The sequence below is a fragment of the Nostoc sp. JL34 genome (assembly GCF_017114945.1).
In the GTDB taxonomy this organism is placed as follows: domain Bacteria; phylum Cyanobacteriota; class Cyanobacteriia; order Cyanobacteriales; family Nostocaceae; genus Nostoc.
Map to the genome: position 1 here is coordinate 78,700 of NZ_JABXKQ010000066.1, position 23,553 is coordinate 102,252.

Genomic DNA, 23,553 nt, shown 5'->3' on the forward strand with positions numbered 1-23,553 from the left:
AGAGAATCTCTTCTGCGTAAGTTATAAAAAAGGGAGAAGCAGGGAGAAGAGTTTCCCCTCTGCTTCTTTCCCCTCATCTGCTTTTAATAAGGCCACTTCCAATCGCGAATTTCCGGCACATCGTCGCCGTACTTCTCAATGTAGTGCTTGTGTTCGATCAGCTTATCTTGCATGTGCTGTTTGACATAAGCTGCCTTAGATCCTAGTTTGGGTACGCGATCGATTACATCCATTACTAAATGGAAGCGATCTAAATCGTTGAGAACAACCATATCAAAGGGGGTGGTGGTAGTTCCCTCTTCCTTGTAGCCACGCACATGGAGATTTTTATGATTAGTGTGGCGGTAGGTTAGGCGATGAATTAGCCAAGGATAGCCATGAAAGGCAAAAAGGATTGGTTTATCGGTGGTGAAAATTGTGTCAAAATCTTTTTCACTTAAACCGTGGGGATGTTCGGTTTTTGGCTGTAGTGTCATCAAATCGACTACGTTCACTACCCGCACTTTTAAATCCGAGAAGTGCTGACGCAGGATGTCTACAGCCGCCAAGGTTTCTAAGGTGGGAATATCCCCAGCACAAGCCAGGACTACATCTGGTTCGCCACCTTCATCGTTACTTGCCCATTCCCAAATGCCGATGCCTTTGGTGCAGTGCTTAATGGCTGCATCTATGTTGAGATATTGCAATGCTGGCTGTTTTCCAGCAATGATGACGTTGACATAGTTGCGGCTTTTGAGACAATGGTCAGTTACTGACAACAGAGTGTTGGCATCGGGGGGCAAATACACGCGAACGATCTCGGCTTTTTTGTTAAGTACATGGTCGATAAAACCAGGATCTTGGTGCGAAAAGCCGTTATGGTCTTGTCTCCAAACGTGAGAGGTGAGTAGGTAATTGAGAGAAGCAATTGGTCTACGCCAGGGAATATGTTTGGTGGTTTTTAACCATTTGGCGTGTTGGTTGAACATGGAGTCAATGATGTGGATGAATGCTTCGTAGCAAGTGAAAAATCCGTGACGCCCGGTGAGGAGGTAGCCTTCCAACCATCCTTGGCAAGAAGTTTCGCTGAGAACTTCCATTATCCGACCATCGGGGGAAAGGTGGTCATCTTCGGGGTAAATCTCAGCTACCGAAACTCTGTCCGTAACTTCCAGTACAGGATCTAAACGATTCGATGCTAATTCGTCGGGGGCGAAGATGCGGAAATTGCGACTTTCTTGGTTAAGTTGCATAACATCCCGCAGGAATTTGCCGGTCACTTTGGTAGCTTCCGCGATCGCCTTTCCTGGTTCAAGAACATCTACAGCATAGTCTTGAAAATTGGGCATCTTCAGGTCGCACAGTAAGATACCGCCGTTAGCGTGGGGATTGTCACCCATGCGTCGATGCTTTTTGGGGGCTAGTTCTGCTAGTTCGGGAATCAGCTTACCGTTGCTGTCGAAGAGTTCTTCTGGTTTGTAACTCTTCATCCAATCTTCTAGAAGTTTCAGGTGTTCTGGCTGTTTGGATATGTTCCCAAAAGGAACTTGGTGCGATCGCCAATAACCTTCAGTTTTTTTGCCATCGACTTCCTTGGGCCCTGTCCAACCTTTGGGGGTTCTCATGACAATCATCGGCCACTGGGGACGTTCGGTGAAACCATGTACGCGGGCTTCCCTTTGGATACTTTGAATTTCGGCGATCGCTATATCTAGAGTCGCTGCCATCTGCTGGTGGACATCTGCGGGATCGTCACCTTCTACAAAGTATGGCTTGTAGCCGTAGCCTACAAATAAACTTTCTAATTCCTCATGGCTGATCCGTGCTAGTACTGTTGGATTAGCAATTTTATATCCATTCAGGTGCAGGATCGGCAGTACAGCCCCATCATGCACAGGGTTAAGAAACTTGTTGGAATGCCAGCTAGTCGCTAAAGCACCTGTTTCAGCTTCGCCGTCACCCACAACAGCAGCAACGATCAAGTCAGGGTTATCAAAGGCAGCACCGAAAGCGTGGACGAGGGCATAACCTAATTCCCCCCCTTCGTGGATCGAACCAGGGGTTTCCGGTGCAACGTGGCTGGGAATACCACCAGGGAAAGAGAACTGTTTGAAGAGTTTCTGGATTCCTTCAGTATCCTGGGAGATGTTGTGATAATACTTGGTGTAAGTGCCTTCTAAGTAGGTGTTGGCTACCAGTCCAGGGCCTCCATGACCAGGCCCAGCAATGTAGATTGTATTGAGGTCATATTTTTTAATGACCCGATTCAGGTGAACATATATCAAATTCAGTCCTGGCGTTGTTCCCCAGTGCCCCAAAAGTCTGGGTTTTACGTGTTCCAGCTTTAGCGGTTCTCTGAGCAGCGGATTGTCGAGTAGATATATTTGCCCAACGGAAAGATAGTTAGCTGCACGCCAGTAGGCGTTTATCTTATGTAATTCTTCATCTGTTAAAGGCTTTGTTTGTGGAGGACTGGCTAATGTCATTTCGACACTCCATTACAAAATAATTTTGACGGATTCACCAGTATGTAATCTTACTTGTTTTCCAGATGATGGCCATCTAACCCATGACAAATTTTCTCAGCCTTTGTAACTAAATTCCTTGGCTCTTGGCACAGGATGGAAAGCAATGTTTACAACGTGCTATTACGTAATAACCTAACTATTAATTTCTAATAACCCAGGTGGCGGTGTAATTTCAATGCGACGAGATTGTAAGTCTACTAGTGGTGCGATCGCTTCCACAAATGGAATCAAAACAGTCTTTTGCTTTTTGTCATTTGTCATTTGTCCTTTGTCAGTAGTAAATGATTCATGTAACCTTACTTCTAACAAATCATTGCCAGCAGGGATGATGTCTACCACCGTACCTACGAGTTCACCAGATGCTTGCATGAAGACTTCCAAGCCAATCAAATCAAGGACATGATATTCATCTTCGGCTAATTGGGGGCGATCGCTCACTGGCACCATTAACTTACAACCACGCAATGCCTCTGCCTGATCGCAAGTTTCCACACCAGTTAATTTGATCACATACAAGTTTTTGTTACTGATATAACGTCCTGTCAATAATTCGATTGGTTGTGGTTCTGTTCCATCTAAACGCAACAACCAACGTTTTCCCGGCACCTCAAATCTTTCGGGAAAGTCAGATACAGGATAAACCTTTAATTCTCCAGACAATCCTTGAGGAGAAACAATCTTACCAATTTCTAACCAATTATCGAGATTGGGGACTGGGGATTGGGGATTGGGGAAGGTGGGGCCCCCTCTGGGGATAAGGGGTAATGGGGACTGGGGATTGGGCACTGGGGATTGGGCATTTTGAATTTTTGAATTTCCTCCTACTCTCTTGCCCTTTTGCTTCTCTGCCCTTTTGCTTCTCTGCCCTTTTGCTTCTCTGCCTCCAATCTCTTTATTAGCTTCAGCTTCTTCGTGTTTCATTTCCATTTTTCCTACTAGTACAACACGGCGGAAATAAACCACCCCTGACGCTCGATGACTCGCTAACGCTGCGCTAACGGGTTCGGCAGTTCCTCATGGGGGGAACCCCCATCGCCTTTGGCGTCTCCCCTTGGGAGAAGACCGGACTACCTCACCATTCCAAATCAATGAAATGCTTACGCTGTATTCATTTTTAATTTTTAATTTTTAATTTTTAATTCTGCCTTGCGGTACTAGGCAGTCACCGCCGCACCTTTATAAGCTTCTTCAGCCACTTTTGCTAAACGTTGCATAGCAGTGGCTATCTCTTCATTTGTACCTGTAAGGCTGATGCGGAAACATTGGTGCTTGTGCGCCCATTCTTCCTCTAAACCAGGGAAGAAGGTACTTCCAGGGACAATGATCACACCTACTTGCTTTAATTGTTGGTAAAATTCCCAATCACTGATGGGTAAATCCTCTAACCACAACCAAGCAAAAATTGCTCCTTCACCGCGATGCAGGAACCAAGGTAAATCTTTGGCCATCGCTTCTTCTAAGCTGGTTTCTAAAACGGTAAACTTATTTTGGTAGAAGGGACGAATGACAGTGTGAGAAATTTCCACTAAGCGGCCAGAATTAATTGCAAGAGCTGCGATCGCTTGGCCGTAACGTGAAGAATGGAGACTCATATTTGCCTGGAAACACTCCAACACTTCAATCCACTTTTCATCCCCAATGGCAATACCAATCCTTTCTCCTGGTAATCCGGCTTTTGATAAACTCATGCAGTGAAGGATGTTATCACCAAACACTGGTGTCATTTCGGTAAAGTTTAATGCCGGGAAAGGAGGCGCATAAGCCGAGTCAATTAACACGGGTAGATTGTAAGGCGCAGCTAGGGCAGCAATCTTTTTCACTTCATCATCAGTGAGGACATTACCAGTAGGATTACAGGGGCGAGAGAAGAGGACACAACCCGTATTTTCTGTAATCGACAGTTGGCTGAAGTCGGGGCGATATTTAAATCGGTGGGCGGCTGCATCAATATCGAGAGTTGGTTTGTAGGCGATTAGGGCTTTTGGAACCAAGCAGATACCGCCGTAACCTGTGTAGTCAGGACTAAGGGGTAAAACGATTTGTTTTAACTCGCCGCTGGGGGTGTAGCCACCGAAGCTATTGACAGCGTAGAAGTAAAGGCTTTGACTACCGGGAGTGATGAGGATATTGCGATCGCTTAAGTTTAACCCGTAGCGTTTGTTAAAATCGTTAGTGATCGCTTCAATTAATGGTGCATAGCCTTGACTTGAGCCGTAGCGACAAACCACCTCACCATATTCTGGGCTAGCCAAAAGCTGTGCAGTACAATCCCGCCATAATTGCTCTACCTCTGGCAAAATCAACGGATTACCAGCACTCAAATTAATAAATTGCTGCCCTGCACCCGCTCGTAATGTTTCGATAATATCCTTCATGATTGCTCTGACGCCAGTCAGGTTGGACATTTGAGCGCCAATTTGAGTTAGGGCAGGGTTCATAAGCTGTGACAAAATATATTAATTTAGGGGTGGACAAATTATTTGAGGTTTGCTGCTGACATCCAGTTTACATCGTTGCCAAAACAGCTGTTGCCGCCTTTAACCAATCTAGCTAGAGAATGACATTTTAACAAAGGTAATAATATTTATCGTTATAGCCGCGATCGTGCTTAGTAAATATGATGAAGTGATACAAGAGTGTATCATACGCTCAATGCCTATGAGGAAACTGGGGAGTAAACAAGAGAATAGAGTACAGGGTACAGATTATTCCCTATCACCTGTCACCTCATCCCCTAATCCCAATGCCCAATGCCCAATGACAAATAACAAATGACAAAACTATACAGGAGCGCTGACATTGCAAGTTAAAGCAGCAGTAGCTTACAGCGCAGGTAAGCCGTTGACGATTGAAACCGTTCAACTATCGGGGCCACAAGCCGGCGAAGTGTTAGTTGAGATTAAAGCAAGCGGGATTTGTCATACCGACGCTTTTACCCTATCTGGTGACGATCCCGAAGGTTTGTTTCCGGCAATTTTAGGACATGAAGGTGCTGGTGTGGTAATGGAAGTAGGCGCTGGCGTCACCAGCTTGAAACCAGGGGATCATGTGATTCCCCTATACACTCCCGAATGTCGCCAGTGCGAATATTGTCTGAGTTTCAAAACTAATCTCTGTCAAGCCATTCGCCTAACTCAAGGACGCGGTGTTATGCCCGATGGCACCAGTCGCTTTAGTATGGATGGGCAGATGATTCATCATTACATGGGTACATCCACTTTTGCCAACTATACGGTGCTGCCGGAAATCGCCTTGGCAAAAATTCGGGAAGACGCCCCATTTGATAAGGTTTGTTACATTGGCTGCGGTGTTACTACTGGTATTGGTGCAGTCATCAATACTGCCAAGGTGGAACCGGGAGCAAATGTCGTGGTTTTCGGCTTGGGTGGTATTGGCTTAAATGTTATCCAGGCGGCGCGGATGGTGGGAGCTAATATGATTGTCGGGGTGGATCTTAATTCCAACAAACGCGCCTTGGCGGAAAAGTTTGGGATGACGCACTTTGTTAATCCCCAAGAAGTAGAGGGTGATTTGGTTCCCTATTTGGTTGATTTAACAAAAGGCGGTGCTGATTACAGTTTTGAATGTATCGGTAATGTCAAAATTATGCGCCAAGCATTAGAATGCTGCCACAAAGGTTGGGGCGTCAGTGTGATTATCGGTGTTGCTGGTGCTGGACAAGAAATCAGTACTCGTCCTTTTCAACTAGTAACTGGGCGCGTTTGGAAAGGTTCAGCATTCGGTGGTGCTAGAGGACGTACAGATCTGCCAAAAATTGTTGATTGGTATATGCAAGGTAAGATAAATATTGATGATTTGATTACCCATGTAATGCCCATTGAGCAAATTAATGATGCTTTTGAACTGATGCACAAGGGTGAATCAATTCGCAGTGTGGTGACTTTCTAATTCGTAATTCGTAATTCGTAATTTGTGACTGATGCTTAGGGACTTCCAGAAAATAAATTATCCAAATTTAATTAGATAAGATTTTTCTTTCTCCCCCTGCTCCCTGCTCCCTGCCCCCCTGCCTCCACAGCGATAGGATATTTTTTTAGTTGGAAGTCCCTTATGCAGACAGTGCTGTTTCAAATAAGCTTTAAATCTCTATCTGAAACATAATTATGAATTATGAATTTTTCGCTCTACCAAAGCTATGGGGAATTTTGATTCCAGTTCCTTTGTCACAATATTAAAAGGTACAAGATAGTTATCCTAATTACAGCAGTTTTTATGTATTTGAACCACATCTGTCGTAAGGGCACAGCAATGCTGTGCCCCTACCGCGTGGTCTATTTACCTGAAAATATCAGAACACTGCAAAATTTCATCCAGTTTTTTAGCTTGATTAAAATACAAGTGCATAAGCTTCTCTTTTGAGTTACCTAGTTCCCCTAAAAAATATTAGTCAGATCGCTTTTATCTGAGTGAGCCTGTGACAGATGATTTAATGGGATAAAAGCGATATCTACGACAGGCTACGCTTACGCACTCATAAGAAAGTATCGATCAATTTCTGCTGTAAGTATTTCAAAGTCCACAGGCTTGGTCAAGTGGCATTTGAAACCAGCCTGAAGCGCCAGATCCCGATCCTCCTGGCTACCGTAGCCGGTGAGCGCAATCAAAATTGAGCGAGTAAATTTGGAATCTTGACTCAGTTCTTGTGCAACGGCGAATCCATCCATCTCAGGAAGTCCGATGTCACAAATAATTACATGAGGCTCAAGCTTCCTTGCAGTTTCTACCCCTAAAAATCCATTCTTGGCAATGGAAACCTCATGTCCAAAATGCTCAAGTACTGCTTGTAATGATACCGCTGAATCCTCATTATCTTCGATGACTAAAATCTTCAACGATTTTTTCGTCTCCTCTGTAATCTCCAGGTCGTTGTCCAAGGGTGGAATCTCTTCGCATACAGGGAGAGTGACTTTGAATTCTGCTCCTAAATTGATCCCTCTACTTGAGGCTTCAACATTACCACCATGAAGTTCGACAAGACTTTTGACTACCGAGAGTCCCAGACCTAGCCCACCTCTAGAACGGTCTAAACTGCGATCGGCCTGGGTAAATGGCTCGAAGAGTTCTGATAAGATTGTTGGGTCTATCCCCATGCCTGAGTCTCTTACAGATAAGACCGCTACACTACCTGAGCCATTCTCACCTCGAATAAATGAGAGATCCACCCAGATTATCCCATCTGGTTTTGAGAATTTTAAGGCGTTATCAAGAAGGTTTCCAAATACTTGGAAGAAGCGGGTGGAGTCAACATAAGCCCATACAGGCGTGCTTGGCAGGTCTTTTACTAAGGTAAGGTTCGATTTCTGTATCGCTTGTGCATGGTCATTGAGACTCTGGCGAACCAAATCTACCAGATTAAACTTTTCGAGGTTTAATGAAATCTTCCCGTAGGTAATGGACGATATGTCAAGTAGCTCATCAATCAATTTCGAGAGATGCTTAATCTGGTGTTGCATCATTAAAACTGTTTCTCCGACTGCACCAGTCTCGCCTACCTTTAATTTTAGAAGCTGAACCCCATTCGAGATGGGGGCAACGGGATTTCTCAGCTCGTGAGCTAGCATCGCAATGAATTGGTCTTTAAGGGCGTTTTGGTTCGTAAGTTTCTGGAAAAGTTGAACGTTGGCGATCGCAACTGCCGTAGTGTCGGTCAAAATCTCAAGCAATCCTATCTCTTCGGGCGTGGCTCGGTGTGGTGTACTCCAGTAGGCTCCGATCGCACCCAGTGGATCAGAAACCCGAATGGGAACCATCACTAAACTTTTGACAAAAGTTACCTTATAGGCCTCAAGGGGAATTCGAGCATCCTGGTAAATGTCTTCAATCACGGCTGCTTGTTTATTAAGCATTGCCCAACCGGAGATGCAAGACTTGAGTGGAAAACGCATACCTTTCCAAAGTGGCCCAATGGCGTTTTCATCAACATAGTGGCAACATTCACCATCCCGCAGTACAAAAGTTACTCCATCAGCGTTCGTGAGATCCCGAGCTGCCAAACGCACAATCTCAATTATTTCCTCAATAGTCCGCACACAAGCTAAATCCTTCACAACCGAAAGCAGCCGATTGTAAGAAGAAATGTTATAGCTCTGATGTGAATTCTGTTCTTGAGAGATTGAGGTTTGTAATGTATTTTTCATAAAAAACTCCGAACAAAAGGGATGTCTGTTTAAAAACTCAGGTAAAGCGGGTAGGTTTCAGCAGACACCTACTCTTAATCGTAATCTCAACTTTATTTTAAGAGTACAAACTGTTGCCGCATTTTTTGCCCGTTCATTTACGAGTATAAATATATTTATTAGTCTGAGTAATTATTCAGTATGCGTCATCAGGGCTAATACAACTTGTGGTATTTAATATAACGTGAGTCTCCAACGGAGGCGCACGTTAATAACTGGGGAAATGTAGTTGATATCGCTATTTACGCGTGTATCAGTGAGAATGGAGGATGCGGCACCTAACAGCCCGTCATAGACAGACAAATTATTTGGCGATCGACAGATAATACTCAAATCGCTTCCGAAGTTGTTCAACTGTCAAATTTTGAGTCCAGTACTCCACTAGGGCGTGACCAAATGCCCAGGCGTTACAGTCGGGTGAAGCGGAGTTTTCCAGCAGTAGCGGCCAGAGGGACAGCAATTCAAAGTTGAGTGGGTTAGGGTTACCTGTATTCAAGAGCGAGAAAAGCTCATATCCCATTTGGAGTTTGCCAATCACAATCGGCAACTGTTCCACGGGAATTTGCTCCGCCAGCATATAGGCTAGGGCTGGAGATCCAGTTGAGAGCCTAGAAACGAACTGGAGAACGGGACTTTTGAGCAATGCCGTTAATCCCTGTGTTGTCGTCATCTGGAAAGTGTAGTGGTCGATGATTTTGGCAGCAGCGATGATCCGGGCTTCTAGGTTACGCAAAAAGCGGGCGAGACGCAGCTGCTTACTAGGTGCGATCGCATCGACTAATCCCAACGATAGCGGCTCTACTCCCCAGGCGGTTCGACTTGTTTTGCTATCACCTGTAACCACGGGTAAAACTAGATTACAGAAGTGTCCCAGCAGTTTGGCGCGATACTCAGTGGCTTCGCGAATGGCAACTTCTTTAGGGCGATCGCCCCATTCCCAATCATAAGGCGGTTGCCATTCGCGGATGGGACGCAGACGATCTACCTGAGTAACAATTGCGATCGCAGGTAAATCTGCAACTTCTGCTTTGATGTCTTGCAAAAAGTCCACATCCATTTGCAGCGCAGGATCGAGAGCAGGGGTGGCTAACAGCAGCAAATCTGCGTTAATGGCATAATCAAGCACCAGATTTCTAAGATCGGCACGGTTGACTTGTTCATAACCAGGTGTGTCCCAGAGTGTCAGAGTTTCTCCGCTTTCAGTCTGCCATTGATAATTCTGAATGCGATCGGTACTGGGCAAAACATCAACGGCTGCGAGATCCGCCTGAAATAGCGTGTTAATCAGGCTACTTTTTCCCGATCCCGTGCGCCCCACCAGCAGAATATTCACGGGTTTTTGCTTAACCACCTCGGCTGGTTGAGCTTGAGTCAAGATTTCTCGGAGTGTCTGGGTTTTTGCCGTGGGTAAAGTTGATGTCGGTGAAGATACTAAAACTGGTAGTTTGCTACCTCCGTAGAGAGCGATCGCCTGTCGGCATAAATTCCTCAGAGCAGCTTCCCGAAATAACTGGCTTAAATTCCCCAATAATTGCTGAGTTGCTTGATTACTAGAACCCTGAGTGGCTTGTTTGGCCACCGCCGCCACCGGATTTAAAACCCACTGTGCCCAGTTCCAAGCTTTCCAGAATTTCCGAGCCGAAGGCTCCAATTTCCGGTAGACCTCGTATCCTTGATATGCTTGTCCAACCGTTACCTGATTGAGGACTGGGGATAACTTTTGCATCCACTGATCCATATCATCCACCGTTCCCCGAATCAGCCCGTAAGCTTGGGGGACGTAAATGTTCAGCAGAGGATATTGAATTTGAGGATTGTAGATATGAGCGATCGCCACCACCAAATCCTGGCATCGCGTCCAAAAAGTTTGCCAGTCTTCCCAAATCGGGCGATCGCTTTGTGCCGCTTGGAGAATTTCTTGGAGTGCGGTTTCTGCAAGCTTTGTGGTGTCACTTCCCACTGGTAGCCCGACTGTATCCTCTGCTGTCGATTCTAGTTCTTCGCGGACTTGGGCTAATACAGCTTCCACTTGGTTAACAGCAGGTAGAGTCCATTTGACTAGCAGCCAACGCCAACCAACGAATAAAAGGGTGAATACACCCCAGATCCAACTAATACCCCACGCATGAATTTGCGAACCGGCGGATATCAGTAAAAAAATGATGATAAACGCGATTGGGATTGCCAAAACGACCCACTGCCACGGTTTTAATCGCACCATTGCCCTATACCTGCTTTGAAATGTTGGAAAATTCGAGTTTTTGCAAAAATCACTCTTATAAAAAGTCTATCGTCTCCTATCTAGGCAGGATATTTGATATTCTTGGATTAATCCTAGACTACTAACAACTTGACTTTCATACCAATCAAATTCGGTATCATACTGTAGATATCCCAAAGTTTCATGTTTGATGTTGGGGAAATTCACGTATTTGCCAATGCTAAAAGGTACTAATTAATTGAGAAAAAGTTTCCAATTGCTAATAAATGCAGTCTAGATTAGCACCATTCGTAAGCTGATGAGAATTTAAGTTATATAGCTGGGATCTGAGGTGCAATAATCTTTGACACGCTCTGCGATCGCAAGCAACAATCAAGATAGCGATCGCTTGCCATAAAACCTAAAATACTAGTAACTTCAATCGAATAACAGGAGGCTGTTGTCTTACTGTTAGCATCTGGTGATTTAGGGCGTGAATAATTTACTGAATGGCTCAGGCTAAATCTTAGAACTATTTAAACACCTTCTCATAATGAAACGAGATTTGAATTGAATAATAAGGTGATTGTCTCCGACACGCTCCACAAAAACAAGAATAAAAATAGCGATTGACAAGATTTTTTATTGTCGATGAAACTTACATCAGAAACTTGGGAATAATAAATCATGCTTGAGAAATATTAAAAATTAATCTCAGCAGATTAGGTGTGTTTTCTCATCGGCAATTCAAGGAGCAATTTGCTAATGAAAGTGAGTTCATCAGGGATTAAGCTAGGTTGTGCAGTTGTTAGCAGCAGTTGTTTAGCAGCAGTGACAATCGCTTTAAGTGGAGCAAGTGCTTTTGCCGCTCAATTCATCACAATTGAAAGTACTGGTACGTTATCAGGAACTATTGAGCTTCCCAGAAATAATCCCAATTTCAATAACAGTATTACTCGTATTGATACGGATGACACTGGAACTTATTATCGGAACTTAGGTACTAATAATAATCCTAATTATGTTCCTGTATACCAGTCAGACTATTTACAGGTAGAAACACGCTCTGATGGAAGTCTGCATTACTTTGTTGACTTTAAAGGTATTCCCTTCGTCTCATTCGATGGTGTTCTCACGTCGCCGGTTCTCTCTGGTGGTCAGTTGACACCCTATAAATACCAAGGACAATTGGCAGGAACCACATTTCAAGGAGTAGTTCAGGATGAATTTAATTTCATCAAAGCCTTATATACTGGTACTGTCATCGATCCAAACACCGGAAAGCAGTATCAAGGTACTTTTGAAGTGACTGGATATGGAGAGCGATACAGCGATCGCAATGGTAATTTAACTCCCACAGTATTTGATTTCCAGTCCGATATCCCCGGTTTGCCAACTGTAACATCCTTGACCATAACTAACGCTACCTTGGCAAATTTAAGAATCAAAGTCCCTATAGATGAAACTTCTATTCCAGAACCCGCTAGCGTTATCGGAACCCTGATGGTAGCTGGTTTTGGTATCGTTTTGAAACGAAAAAAAGACATCTCTCCTAAGAAGATGTTTTAAAAGGGTTAAGCGAGTATAATTTGCCGATCAATAAGTATAATCCACATCCGTGGACTAATACAAAATCAAGGGTTTGCTAACCTGCGGAGGTAGGTTTTGTCTTTGTAGCCCAGGTGAGTCATAAATTAGACTTTACAAACAGCCGAACTTGCAAAAGTTCGGCTGAATTTAATCAATCGTCTATACGCAATAGCTTGCGATAAAACGGTTGTGAAAAATCGGTTATGCGATAACGTTTATAGTTGTCCATAAGTTCAATTAAAAAATTAATAAACTCGAAACTAGCCATCATCAGTTCATAACTCAGATCAGCGTTGCCATCAAACTGGATTCGACAACGGGTTAAGTCTGAGGGTAAAGTAGCAACATTCCAGGAGGCGACAAAGGGGACATGTTCACTGGCTTCTATCTTCCGGTGTCCCTCCAAGACCCCTTTTTGATAAAGACTGATGGCATAGGGTAAGAAATTGCGCCTAGTGCCCTGAACGTAAGGTAAGTAAACACTGGCTTGTTGTTGAGTGGCAGGCTGGAGTTGCTCAATAGACATTGTTAAATATTGCTCAAGTTAGTTAGCAACTGGGGATATTAGTGGCTGTTAGTAGTATTCCCAAAAGATATGTCTAAAGCACATAGCAAAAGTGGAGACGCTCTCACGCGGAGATTTTTTTGATCAGCAATTAGACAGATTGATATGACACTGGACACTTGTAGTGAGTGTTGCCGTTGGTGCAGCCTCTTCAATAGTTGTATTGGGCATTGGGTTTAGTAGTCTCCCTCCTCCCCACTCCTAACTAAACTGTTGGGCATAAAACCGCGCATAGCGATGCTCTAGGGCTAATAATTCTTCATGGGTTCCCGATTCGACAATTTGTCCCTGTTCGAGAACTAAAATGCGATCGCACCTTCTCACGGTCGATAAACGGTGAGCAATAATAAATACTGTCCGTTTCTCCATTAATCTTTCCAGCGCTTCCTGTACCAGTGCTTCTGATTCAGAATCCAATGCTGATGTCGCCTCATCAAGAATCAAGATTTGGGGATTGAGGAGAACAGCACGAGCGATCGCAATTCTTTGTCTTTGTCCACCTGATAAGTTTACCCCACGTTCACCCACCCAAGTCTTATAACCCTCTGGCAGTTGGCTAATAAACTGATGGGCATTAGCAATTTTTGCCGCTTCTTTAACTGCTTTTATATCAAAAATATCTTGTCCAAAAGCGATATTTTGGGCAATTGTCCCCGAAAACATGATGGTTTCTTGAGGAACAATCCCAATTTGTCGCCGCAGACTATGCAGCTTGACATCTCGAATATCAACACCGTCAATGAATATTTGCCCAACTTCGGGGTCGTAAAAACGCGGGAGGAGATTCACAAATGTGGTTTTACCAGCACCAGAAGCACCCACAAGTGCGATCGCTTCACCTGGTGATACCAATAAACTGATATCTTTTAATACAGGTTCACCTGGCTTATAGGCGAAGGAAATATGACGATATTCTACCTTGCCGTTGACAGGGGGGAGAGCGATCGCATTTGTCTTTTCGATCACCGTTGGCTGAATTGCCATCAATTCAAAAACGCGATCAACAGATGCTTCACCCTGCTTAAATTCGTTGTAGTTGTTAGTAGTATGACCAATGGGATCAATTAACAGCGCCGCCGCCGCCAGATAGCTGAAAAAATTCGCCACTGTCAAGTTATTTTGGGAAATTTGCCAAGCTCCCACAATCAGTAACGATAACGCACTTAAGGCTTCTAGAAACCCGATGATGGGAATCTGAATTGCTTTCAGGCGTTCGGCTGAGTATTTGGCTTTGAGACTGCGTTCTGCTTCATGGCCAAAGCGGGCGATTTCGTAATTTTCGGCAGCAAAAGCCTGTACCAAACGAATACCGTTGAAAACTTCCGCGAGGATGGCTGATAAACCCGACACGCGATTTTGACTTTTTAAGGAATACTTGCGTAACCGTTCACCAAACCAGCCGACTAAAATACCCATTAGCGGCGCAACTATCACCGTTGCTAGTGTCAGTTGCCAATTTAGGTAAATCATGTAAATCGGAATTGCTAGCAACTGCAAAATGCAGGGGATAAAGTCGTGAAATCCTTTATTTACGACTTCGCCAACCCGGTCAACATCTTCCGTGAGGCGGTAAGATAAATCACCTGCTTTTGCCGTTTCAAAATAGCTGAGATTTAGCTTCTGAAGATGGGCGTAGACTTGCTGACGGAGATGGAAAGCAACTCTCAAAGCAGCTTTTGCCATGTACATATCTTGTATAGACTGAAACAAGCCTCTGACAAGAAATACTAAAGCACAACTGCCAGTTATTTGAGCGATCGCTACTACATTACCTTGGGCAAAGGGAGTTGCCAATTTCCCGGCGAGATTGATCAACACTAATGTCGCCAGTACGTATCCCAAGATACCAATAAGTCCCTTGGTGATGGTTTGCCACTGGAGTCGGATATAAGGCAGTAGTTGCCAGTAATTAGAACGGGTTTTCAAGCTCAAAGATCCACAACGATATTTTACTTTGTTTGACGCTAGCAGTTTTTGGCGAGTTTCTGAACAGTTAACTAATTAGTTACAGACTGTTTTAGCGTTGATCCTAGAGTTAATTAGTTCATAAGTACTAGTAGTCTGTCAAGAACTAATTGATATCAAGTCCGGTTAATTACTTATGATTACCGCATCCGTGCAAAAATCAGGAAAATCTCTTTCTCCCTGCTCCCTGCACCCCTGCGGTCTAAATGATAAGTCTTTACCCGAACATCATATGACAGATAAATTCCTTGTAGAGACGGCGATAAATCGCCGTCTCTCTAACCGTCAAAATAAATTTGACAGACTACTAGATAGATCCATTTAATTGCGGTGTGACAGTTCTGGGTGCGAAATCCCGGATTTAATCTTGTTTTGAATATCGCACCGCCCTCATTACCAACGCCGTCACAAGTAAAATAGATGTGCGCCAAGTCCCCATCCGCTAACCCCAGAACCCACCATGACACAAATCACTCTTTCCGATCTCCCCGAAACCATCCAAACCCTACTCAACCAAGCCCAAAAAACAGGCGAACCCCTCACTATTACCCAAAACGGTATCCCCTTCGCCATCATTTCCCCCATCAAGAAAAAATCTCTCCTGGAAACCCTTTCCACCCTTGAACCACTAGAGGAAGATTTTGCCGACGTGGACGAAGGATTATTACCCTTAGATGATATTGAGTTTTCAAAATGAGTTATTTATACTTGTTAGATACAAACATCATTTCAGAACTAATTAAAAATCCCAGAGGAGTGGTATTTTCAAAAATTCAAGATGTCGGAGAAGACAAAATTTGTACAAGTATTATAGTAGCTTGTGAATCAAGATTTGGAGCTAGAAAAAAGAACTCTCAAAAGCTCATAGAAAAACTTGAAATAATTTTGGATAGTATTGAAATACTACCCCTAACTCATCCTGTAGAGCAATATTACGCAGAAATTCGCACTGATTTAGAACAACAAGGTAAACTGATTGGAGCTAATGACTTATTAATTGCTGCCCATTCTTTAACCCTTGATCTAACTCTCGTTACCGCCAATATTCGTGAATTTTCCCGTGTTCCTAATTTAAAAGTACAAAACTGGCTCGAACCTCGCTAAAAAATTAGCCCTCTCCTTGTAAGTAAGGAAAAGGCTGAATTAATCTTAAAATACCTCGTAATTTTCCGGTTGAATTACGAACTACGAATTACGAATTACGAATTAATATCCGCCTTCTTCTTCGTATTCCGGCTGTCTTTCCTTGACTTTCTTAGGAATATTCACAGGCTTCGGCGCATCTTCCCAAGCATCGCCCTCTACGTCGTCATAATCATCGTATTCGTCAACATAAGGCTTGCTATAAGGCTGGGCTTCATATTTTAGCGGTTGCGGTTGTTGATACCTGTCGTTGCCCGTTGCTTCGCTCCAGTTATCTTCTTCCTCGTCTTCTTCGTATTGAATAGATTCATATTGCCGCGCCTTCATTACCTGACGCTGTGGCCTTTCTTCTTCCACATAGTCTTCATTCCATTCTTCTTCCCGCGCTACGGGTTCGGGGGCGCGAACTTTTTGCCTAGGTGGCTGCAATGGCACTCCACTAGGCAGTTGATTGGCTGGTGCAACTTGGCGCGGTGGAGTATAGCCGTATTCTTCTTCTGCATCGCGCTCCCACGGCGCTTTGCCGATACCCAAGCGCTCTAGTAAACCAACTGTCAACTGGTTTACTCGTTCTTCGGCTCCCTCAAACACAATCAACCGATTGGGGCCAGTGCTGACAATCTCATCTACTGAGAACTCGTAAGTACTCACAAATTGATCGGGAATTTGGGGCAATCCTAAAGAAGCAATGACTATGGAGTTAAGCTTGCCGGTTTCGCCGTTGAACTTGAAGCCCCGAACTTTGCCTAATACTTCACCTGTTTCTGTAATTACTTCCCAGTTAATCAAATTACTGAGAGATTCAACTTCAATATCTTCAATTACATCTTCGTTATCAACCAGGATGACATCACCAATCTGGCTGATGTTGTTGAGGTACATATAGCGCGGTATGCCCGAAATGGAGATCAGGCTGTCTCGCAAACCAAGAGCCACAACCTCTCGTTGATCGATATCAACCCAGACTTGACTGATGATGCCTAGCCGCTTGCCGTTGTCGCGGGTAATCACCTGGGTATTTAATATGTCGGAACGCCTAATTATCTGTTCGGAGGTCATTCTATACCGAGTCCTGATCTCGAATCCGGTTTATCTATACACTATTATTAACAAAAACTCAAGCAGATGTATTGGATGATTGTAACTTAATCCCCAAAACTTGAGTGTAAGCTCCTCGTGCTTGAGTTACGCCAATTGTGCGTTCGGCTGATTCTATCATCGGACGACGCAAACTCACAACTATAAATTGCGCTTGTTGTGACTGTTGTTTAATCATTCTAGCTAATCGCTCTACGTTTGCTCCATCTAGGAACATATCTACTTCGTCAAAGGCGTAAAATGGCGATGGGCGGTAGCGTTGCAGGGCAAAGATAAAACTCAAGGCTGTGAGTGATTTTTCTCCCCCAGACATGGATGCTAGGCGCTGTACTGGTTTGCCTTTGGGATGTGCAACTAAATTCAGACCGCTGCTAAAGGGATCTTCGGGATTTTCGAGTTGCAAGAAGCCGTCGCCGTCGGAAAGAATGGCAAAAATTGATTGAAAGTTTTCGTTGACAGCATCGAAAGCTTCTTTAAAGGCAAGTTGCCGCAATGTGGTAAAGTTTTCAATCCGCAAAAGTAATTCGGTGCGTTCTCCTTCTAATGTCTCTAATTTTTGCGTGAGTTCTTGGAGGCGGTTTTGAGTGCGTTCGTATTCTTCCAACGCCAGCATATTAACAGGTTCCATTGCCTGTAAGCGTTTGGTAAGCGATCGCAATTCTTTCTGCAATTCTTCCAAGTCTACCTGATCTGGAACTTCCGGCAAGGGATTTGGTAATTCTGCTCCCACATCTCGCAATTGAGTTTGCAGTGCAATTAGTTCCTCCCGCCGCTTCTCTTGGGTTTCTTGGAGTTTTTGGATTTCCCATTCTAATTGTTGTTGACGCAAAAGGTGCGATCGCACTTCCAGTTCTGTAGCGTCACGTTTTTGTTTCTCTTCACCCAAATTCTGCTCCATAAGGCTGAGGTTGGCGCGGGTTTGGGTGATTTGCTCGTCTATCGTTGTGATTTGTGTGGAGACGCGATGAATCGCTTCTCTACAAGAGATTTGTTGGGTTTCATATTCGGTGATTCGCGTTTCACCTTCTTGGATTTTTTCTTGCAAACGTTGTTGCTGATTTTCTAAATTTTTTAATCTTTGTTCAGCTTCGCGTAACGCTGTTTCACGTTGTTGCAATTGTTGCTCTTGGATTTTAATGGTTGCCTGGATTTGTTGCCATTCACTGGGGGTTTTAGACGCTTCCAACTCTGCTAAGGCGTGTCGCAATTGTTGCAACTCATTTTCTTGCCCAGGTAATTCCCGCTCTAAAATTTCCAATCGGGATTGAGCAGTGGCTAACTTTTGGCTGTTTTGGGCGAGTTGCGATCGCGTTCCCTCTAACTGCGTTGTTAAATTCTTAATGTCTTTCTGCAACTGTTCCAATTGCAACTGCTGTTCGCGCCGCGCCTGACGCGCTTCTGTGAGTTCCTGGGTGAGTTTTTTGGCTTTGGTTGACAAAGTGGCGATCGCTTCCGTACAACGCTCTAAAACCCGTTCAATATCCACCAAGCGACTTCTTAAAGCGATCGCTTCATCAGATTCCGCCGCTTCTGCATTGCCAAACCGCAACGCTGAACGATTGCTGTTACTACCACCAGTCATTGCACCGCTGGTTTCTAACAATTCCCCGTCTAAGGTGACGATGCGATACAGCCCTAAATTTTTCCGCGCCGCCTCCAGGCTAGAAAAAACTACCGTATTACCGAAAACATAGCTGAATACATCTTTGTAACGGCGATCGCAATCAACTAAGTTCACAGCATAGTTAACGAAGCCGCTAGCAAAACGCAGCGTTGCATCTTGAGTAAATTTGGGAGCGTGAATTTTATTCAGTGGTAAAAAAGTCGCTCTCCCTGCACGTTTCTGTTTGAGCAATTCAATACCCGCTGCGGCAATACTGTCATCTTCCACCACAATATGTCCCAAGCGTCCCCCAGCAGCCATTTCCAAAGCTAGCTGATGGCGGGGTTCCACTTTTCCTAACTGCACAACTAAGCCACAAAGTCCAGGTATGCCCGATTGTAAAATGACCTTACTCGCTTGGGTTCCTTGGACTTCTTGCTGTGCTTGCGTTTGCGCCTCGATTTTATCCAATTGGCGTTGTTTTTCTCGTTGTTCAAAAAGTAACCGTTTTTGGGTTTCCTGTTGAATTTGCAGTTCTTGTTCTGTAGCTGAGAGATTTTGGGCTAAATTTTGGATGGGTTCGCTAGAGGCGTTAAATTCCGTTTCAACTCGATTACACTCAGTTTGTTTTTCTGCTAACAGAGGTTCATCGCGTTCAATTAACTGAGTTTGCTCTTGGATTAACTGCTGTAACTGATTATTGCGTTCCCTGAGTTGGGCTTGTTCGGTGCGTTGCGGTTCTAGGGTGTGCAGCAAAGTTTCAATTTGACGGTTGAATGCCGTTTGTTGCTGCACCCACGCTTCTGATGCTGAGGCGATTTCTGCGGCGGCTTCACGGGAGGTTTCTAGAGCTTGCTGTGCTTCATCCCTTTGTTGCTGGGAAGACGCGATGAATCGCGTCTCTACAATGTGTGTTTCGGCAATTTCTTCTAGGGAATGGCGATGTTTTTGAATTTCTTGTTGAGTTTGAGCTAGACGTTTGGCAGTTTCTTGGGAAGCTGTTTGTAATTCGGTTAGCTGACGCTGGAGTTGTTTACGTTCTGCTTCTTGGGTGGCGAGGGTAGATTGTACCGCCAGAAGTTCGTCTTCTCCCAATGCTTTCACATGGGCATTGAGATGTTCCAGTTCCGCAGTTTTTTGGACGATTTGGGAATTTAGGTTTGTGAGTTGGGTAGTCAGCTCAGTAAAATTGCGATCGCCTGTTTGAATTTCATGAACTAACTTTTCTTGTTGTGCTTGTAGCGATCGCCATGATAAAACAGCTTCCCAGGATTGTTTTGCCAGAAATTCTGTGCGGAGTTTTTGATATTTCTCAGCTTTCGCCCGATCTTGGGAAAGGCGATCGCGCTGTGCAGTTAATTCCGTTTCAATAATCCGACAGCTATCTTCCTTTTCCTTCACCTCATCTAAAGTTGATTTGGCTTGGACAATTTTGCGATCGAACGCCGCCACTCCAGCCAATTCATCAATAATTTCCCGCCGTTCTCGCGCATTCATCGAGATAATGCTGGTGACATCCCCTTGAAGCACCACATTGTAGCCTTCAGGATAAACCCGTAGATTACTTAGTTCCCCATGCAACTCTGTTAATGTGCAAGGTACACCATTAATATAGTAATTCGATGTGTAAGTCCCTTGGTGAGTGACTCGTAGCCTTCTAGTAACACTCCACTCTCCCGATTTTGGATTTTGGATTTTGGATTTTAGATTTTCTTCCCCTGCTTCCCCTGCTTCCCCTACTTCCCCTACTTCCCCTACTTCCTCTACTTCCTGCCTTTGTGTCTTTGTGTCTTTGTGTGAAATTTCATCCGACAAATCAAATGTCACCGTGACGCTAGCCTCAATCGAAGCACGTCCTTTAGCCGTTTGAGTATTATTTACCAAATCCGGCAAGCGTTCGGCTCGCATTCCCTTAGAACTGGAGAGTCCCAGGCAAAAGAGCAGTGCATCTAAGATATTGGACTTACCCGAACCATTTGGCCCAGATATGACAGTACACCCCGGTAGCAAAGGGACAGAAGTAGTGCCACCGAAGGATTTGAAGTTCGTAAGTTCCACGCGCTTGATGTGCACCATAGGCGCTGGTTCCCTGGGCTAATGAAGAACAAGTGTATCAACTAATTAAGAATTCGCAAGAGGGTAAGGGGGAGAATTGGAAATTATAGTAGACGCGTTGCGGTGAGCCTGCAAGTTTCACCCAAAAGGCTTACCGCAGGCGACGCTCAGTGTACGGCAAAATTTTTGATGTCGCAAACTGACCATCAAATTTTCCCAGAGCAGACAGATAATATCATGTCCGACTAATTACTTGTAATTCAAAAATTTGAAATAGGATCAAGGCATTCTGATACAGTAATATGAGTTGCTAAGTAACAGGGGGAGGAAGTGAAAAAAGCAACTCACCCCAATGTTAGAGGGTATTAAAAGCACTAAATGAATTTATAATATAGTAATCTTTACAATTGAAAAAACGTAGAAAGAAAGTCATCTTTACTACCTCAATCTGTTGTCTGTGATATGGTTCTTAACCCAAAATATTTGTAGAACTTAGTAATGAAGAGATTAATTAAAGGTCTGCGCGAATTTAAATCTAGCTATTTTTCGACACATCAACAATTGTTTGAGCAACTTTCACAGGGTCAAAAGCCCAGAGTATTATTTATTACCTGTTCTGATTCGCGTCTCGATCCAAATTTAATTACACAAGCCCAAGTTGGTGAATTATTTGTCATTCGCAATGCAGGTAACATTATTCCACCGTATGGGGCAAGTAATGGCGGTGAAGGCGCGACAATTGAATATGCTGTTCAAGCTTTAGATATTCGCCAAATTATTATTTGTGGTCACTCTCATTGCGGTGCAATGAAAGGATTAATGAAGTTACACAATCTCAGCGATGAAATGCCGCTTGTACATGATTGGCTTAAATATGCAGAGGCAACTAGAAGGCTAGTTATAGACCACTACAGTCACTACGGCGAAGAAGAACTGCTAGAGATTATGATTGCCGAAAATGTTCTTACTCAAATTGAGAATTTGCGGACGTATCCAGTGATTCACTCTAAGCTTTATCAGGGAGAACTTAGCATTTATGCTTGGATTTATCACATTGAAACAGGAGAAGTTTTCGCATACGATCCCCAGAAGCACGCTTATGTTTTGCCTCAAACTCAGCTTGCAGATTTGGAGATAGATGAGTCGTTTAGAGGTCAGGTTTCAAATACCAATGTAGTAGTGCGTTACCCTCAAAACCCGCAAGATGATGTTCAACCTTATGAGAAACAGTCTGTTTCTCCATTTGAGTGGTTTCCAATGAGACAACTTTCTCCAGAGCAGATGGAGCGAATTTATCGAGGTTCAAATAATGGAAGTTGAAAGATGAAAATATAGAATTTCAAACATCTCTTAGAGGGTTAGAGGTGGGATTTTGTACCTTACAGCTATTTCAGGTAAGGGAACTCCAAGAAATAAATTATCCAATATTGGACTGGGCGGGCAAGATGCCATTGGTGTCAAGTTAAGCTCAAACTTCCTATGTCAATAAGCATTTAGGCTTAAAAATTCGGTTTTCAAGGGACAAAAAACGAACTTTTTCATGGACTATTAATGCTTTGTTTATTAGCATCACTACCAGCTTGCGTATAAAAGTCAGAAAAAAGTTCACCTTTATACTTCGTTCCTAACAAAACCTATCGTTGACAAATGGGTTTTAACCTTAAGTTGACACTAATGGCAAGATGCCCACCCCACAAGAGTTAATTGAATATTTTTTTATTTGGAAGTCCCTAAATAGACCACACGGTAGGCGCACAACATTGCTCATTGGTGTCAACTTAAGCTGAAAGCCTTTCAAATCTCGTTTCCAGCCCAGAGGCTGGAAATGCAACTCAAAAGCGGTTCTGCCGCCAGCAAGGGAGGCGGAGCCTCTAGGAAAGCATTCTCCGTCGGAGACTGGGAACGAGACAATGAGACAGCTCGTTCTAGGCTGGCTTTACCTTAAGTTGACACCAATGGGTATGCCGTGCCCTTACGACAGATGTGGTTCAAATACATGAAAATTGCTGTATTTAACCGAGAACAGCTATATAAAGTTACTCAAGTGGTATCAACTACCTATTCCTTACTTCTATTTAAGGAAGTAAAAAATAGAGACTTACACAGATGTAAGTCTCTATTTGGCTTTCATACCGATGCGAACTGAAAGCTTCAGTTATTCTTTTATGGTTTTTTCACAGTTTCAACTTTTGCTTCTACCTTCACTGTTTTCACACCTTGAACTTCTTTAACCAAGGTTTCAGCTTTTTTGAGTTCTTCAGCAGAAGTCGCTGTGCCTTTGAGGATAATTTCACCCTCTTTGTTTTCAACTTGTAACTTATTACCTGGTAAGCCTTTGTTCAACTTTTGACTAACTTCGGTTTTTAAATCACCCTTGGTTTTTGTTGCTGCGGTTTTTTCAGCACTAGTTTTAACTTTAGTGCTTGTACTAGCTGCTACAGGAGTCGTTTCTGTTCCTGGAACTTTGGCAGTTTGATTTGTCTGAGAAGCTGGTTTTGCTGGTGCTTGAGCTGCTTCATTAGTAGTGCTAGGAGTTTCCGAACCAGTTTTAGGAGCCTCTTGACAGCCAAAAGTACCAACTACCAAAATGCTACTAACTAGTAATGGAATTAGCTTTTTCATTATCATCT

Annotated in this window: 16 protein-coding genes; 6 read left to right on the top strand and 10 right to left on the bottom strand. The window is 43.8% G+C overall.

Annotated elements, in window-relative coordinates; genetic code table 11:
* Window positions 1-83: 83 nt before the first annotated feature.
* The 3 genes from HWQ44_RS13950 to HWQ44_RS13960 all read right to left on the bottom strand — a co-directional run bounded on the left by HWQ44_RS13950 (window position 84) and on the right by HWQ44_RS13960 (window position 4,945).
* Window positions 84-2,465 (bottom strand): phosphoketolase, encoded by a 2,382-nt coding sequence (locus HWQ44_RS13950; RefSeq protein WP_292719444.1) that lies wholly within the window; start codon window positions 2,463-2,465, stop codon window positions 84-86.
* Window positions 2,466-2,639: 174 nt separating this feature from the next.
* On the bottom strand, window positions 2,640-3,428 hold the full coding sequence (rimM, locus tag HWQ44_RS13955; protein ID WP_292719446.1) for a ribosome maturation factor RimM: 789 nt from the start codon (window positions 3,426-3,428) through the stop codon (window positions 2,640-2,642).
* A gap of 233 nt (window positions 3,429-3,661) precedes the next feature.
* Entirely contained in the window at window positions 3,662-4,945 is a 1,284-nt protein-coding gene (locus HWQ44_RS13960) for a valine--pyruvate transaminase (protein ID WP_292719448.1), read from the bottom strand.
* A 361-nt stretch (window positions 4,946-5,306) separates the two neighbouring features.
* Here HWQ44_RS13960 and HWQ44_RS13965 point away from each other — a divergent pair, with 361 nt between their 5' ends.
* On the top strand, window positions 5,307-6,416 hold the full coding sequence (locus tag HWQ44_RS13965) for an S-(hydroxymethyl)glutathione dehydrogenase/class III alcohol dehydrogenase (protein ID WP_292719450.1): 1,110 nt from the start codon (window positions 5,307-5,309) through the stop codon (window positions 6,414-6,416).
* Window positions 6,417-6,991: 575 nt separating this feature from the next.
* Here HWQ44_RS13965 and HWQ44_RS13970 read toward each other — a convergent pair.
* Together HWQ44_RS13970 and HWQ44_RS13975 are read right to left on the bottom strand one after the other, a co-directional pair.
* On the bottom strand, window positions 6,992-8,665 hold the full coding sequence (locus tag HWQ44_RS13970) for an ATP-binding protein (protein ID WP_292719452.1): 1,674 nt from the start codon (window positions 8,663-8,665) through the stop codon (window positions 6,992-6,994).
* Window positions 8,666-9,008: 343 nt separating this feature from the next.
* Entirely contained in the window at window positions 9,009-10,925 is a 1,917-nt protein-coding gene (locus tag HWQ44_RS13975) for a GTPase family protein (RefSeq protein ID WP_292719453.1), read from the bottom strand.
* A gap of 744 nt (window positions 10,926-11,669) precedes the next feature.
* On the opposite strand from HWQ44_RS13975, the gene HWQ44_RS13980 reads away from it, so the two are divergent.
* A complete protein-coding gene (locus tag HWQ44_RS13980; protein WP_292719455.1) occupies window positions 11,670-12,473 on the top strand; it encodes a PEP-CTERM sorting domain-containing protein in 804 nt (267 codons plus the stop codon).
* 172 nt (window positions 12,474-12,645) lie between these two features.
* On the opposite strand, the gene ebsA is transcribed toward HWQ44_RS13980, so the two are convergent.
* Window positions 12,646-13,020 (bottom strand): type IV pilus biogenesis protein EbsA, encoded by a 375-nt coding sequence (gene ebsA / locus HWQ44_RS13985; protein ID WP_292719457.1) that lies wholly within the window; start codon window positions 13,018-13,020, stop codon window positions 12,646-12,648.
* A gap of 240 nt (window positions 13,021-13,260) precedes the next feature.
* Window positions 13,261-14,985 (bottom strand): ABC transporter ATP-binding protein, encoded by a 1,725-nt coding sequence (locus HWQ44_RS13990; RefSeq protein WP_292719459.1) that lies wholly within the window; start codon window positions 14,983-14,985, stop codon window positions 13,261-13,263.
* 175 nt (window positions 14,986-15,160) lie between these two features.
* On the opposite strand from HWQ44_RS13990, the gene HWQ44_RS13995 reads away from it, so the two are divergent.
* The 3 genes from HWQ44_RS13995 (at window position 15,161) to HWQ44_RS14005 (ending at window position 16,128) form a co-directional block, all read left to right on the top strand.
* Entirely contained in the window at window positions 15,161-15,349 is a 189-nt protein-coding gene (locus tag HWQ44_RS13995; RefSeq protein WP_292719461.1) for a hypothetical protein, read from the top strand.
* A 135-nt stretch (window positions 15,350-15,484) separates the two neighbouring features.
* A complete protein-coding gene (locus HWQ44_RS14000; protein WP_292719463.1) occupies window positions 15,485-15,721 on the top strand; it encodes a type II toxin-antitoxin system Phd/YefM family antitoxin in 237 nt (78 codons plus the stop codon).
* The gene (locus tag HWQ44_RS14005; RefSeq protein ID WP_292719464.1) at window positions 15,718-16,128 is read left to right on the top strand and encodes a type II toxin-antitoxin system VapC family toxin; all 411 of its coding nucleotides are present in this window, start codon (window positions 15,718-15,720) and stop codon (window positions 16,126-16,128) included. The genes HWQ44_RS14000 and HWQ44_RS14005 overlap by 4 nt, the downstream gene beginning before the upstream one ends.
* Window positions 16,129-16,230: 102 nt before the next feature.
* On the opposite strand, the gene HWQ44_RS14010 is transcribed toward HWQ44_RS14005, so the two are convergent.
* Together HWQ44_RS14010 and smc are read right to left on the bottom strand one after the other, a co-directional pair.
* Window positions 16,231-17,226, bottom strand: a complete 996-nt coding sequence (locus HWQ44_RS14010) for a PRC-barrel domain-containing protein (RefSeq protein WP_292719466.1) — start codon at window positions 17,224-17,226, stop codon at window positions 16,231-16,233.
* A 58-nt stretch (window positions 17,227-17,284) separates the two neighbouring features.
* On the bottom strand, window positions 17,285-20,944 hold the full coding sequence (gene smc, locus HWQ44_RS14015; protein WP_292719468.1) for a chromosome segregation protein SMC: 3,660 nt from the start codon (window positions 20,942-20,944) through the stop codon (window positions 17,285-17,287).
* Between the two features lie 477 nt (window positions 20,945-21,421).
* Between smc and HWQ44_RS14020 the strand changes: the two genes are divergently transcribed.
* Complete coding sequence (locus HWQ44_RS14020; RefSeq protein ID WP_292719469.1) at window positions 21,422-22,243, top strand: carbonic anhydrase; 822 nt, start codon at window positions 21,422-21,424, stop codon at window positions 22,241-22,243.
* An 843-nt stretch (window positions 22,244-23,086) separates the two neighbouring features.
* Here the strand turns inward: HWQ44_RS14020 and HWQ44_RS14025 are convergent.
* Complete coding sequence (locus tag HWQ44_RS14025; RefSeq protein ID WP_292719471.1) at window positions 23,087-23,545, bottom strand: BON domain-containing protein; 459 nt, start codon at window positions 23,543-23,545, stop codon at window positions 23,087-23,089.
* Window positions 23,546-23,553 lie beyond the last annotated feature (8 nt).

Excerpts from the sequence above, each read along its gene's own strand:
- HWQ44_RS13950 (WP_292719444.1), bottom strand. The coding sequence starts at position 2,465 with ATGACATTAGCCAGTCCTCCACAAACAAAGCCTTTAACAGATGAAGAA.
- rimM (WP_292719446.1), bottom strand. The coding sequence starts at position 3,428 with ATGAAACACGAAGAAGCTGAAGCTAATAAAGAGATTGGAGGCAGAGAA.
- HWQ44_RS13960 (WP_292719448.1), bottom strand. The coding sequence starts at position 4,945 with ATGAACCCTGCCCTAACTCAAATTGGCGCTCAAATGTCCAACCTGACT.
- HWQ44_RS13970 (WP_292719452.1), bottom strand. The coding sequence starts at position 8,665 with ATGAAAAATACATTACAAACCTCAATCTCTCAAGAACAGAATTCACAT.
- HWQ44_RS13975 (WP_292719453.1), bottom strand. The coding sequence starts at position 10,925 with ATGGTGCGATTAAAACCGTGGCAGTGGGTCGTTTTGGCAATCCCAATC.
- HWQ44_RS13980 (WP_292719455.1), top strand. The coding sequence starts at position 11,670 with ATGAAAGTGAGTTCATCAGGGATTAAGCTAGGTTGTGCAGTTGTTAGC.
- ebsA (WP_292719457.1), bottom strand. The coding sequence starts at position 13,020 with ATGTCTATTGAGCAACTCCAGCCTGCCACTCAACAACAAGCCAGTGTT.
- HWQ44_RS13995 (WP_292719461.1), top strand. The coding sequence starts at position 15,161 with ATGATTACCGCATCCGTGCAAAAATCAGGAAAATCTCTTTCTCCCTGC.
- HWQ44_RS14000 (WP_292719463.1), top strand. The coding sequence starts at position 15,485 with ATGACACAAATCACTCTTTCCGATCTCCCCGAAACCATCCAAACCCTA.
- HWQ44_RS14005 (WP_292719464.1), top strand. The coding sequence starts at position 15,718 with ATGAGTTATTTATACTTGTTAGATACAAACATCATTTCAGAACTAATT.
- HWQ44_RS14010 (WP_292719466.1), bottom strand. The coding sequence starts at position 17,226 with ATGACCTCCGAACAGATAATTAGGCGTTCCGACATATTAAATACCCAG.
- smc (WP_292719468.1), bottom strand. The coding sequence starts at position 20,944 with ATGGTGCACATCAAGCGCGTGGAACTTACGAACTTCAAATCCTTCGGT.
- HWQ44_RS14020 (WP_292719469.1), top strand. The coding sequence starts at position 21,422 with ATGAAGAGATTAATTAAAGGTCTGCGCGAATTTAAATCTAGCTATTTT.
- HWQ44_RS14025 (WP_292719471.1), bottom strand. The coding sequence starts at position 23,545 with ATGAAAAAGCTAATTCCATTACTAGTTAGTAGCATTTTGGTAGTTGGT.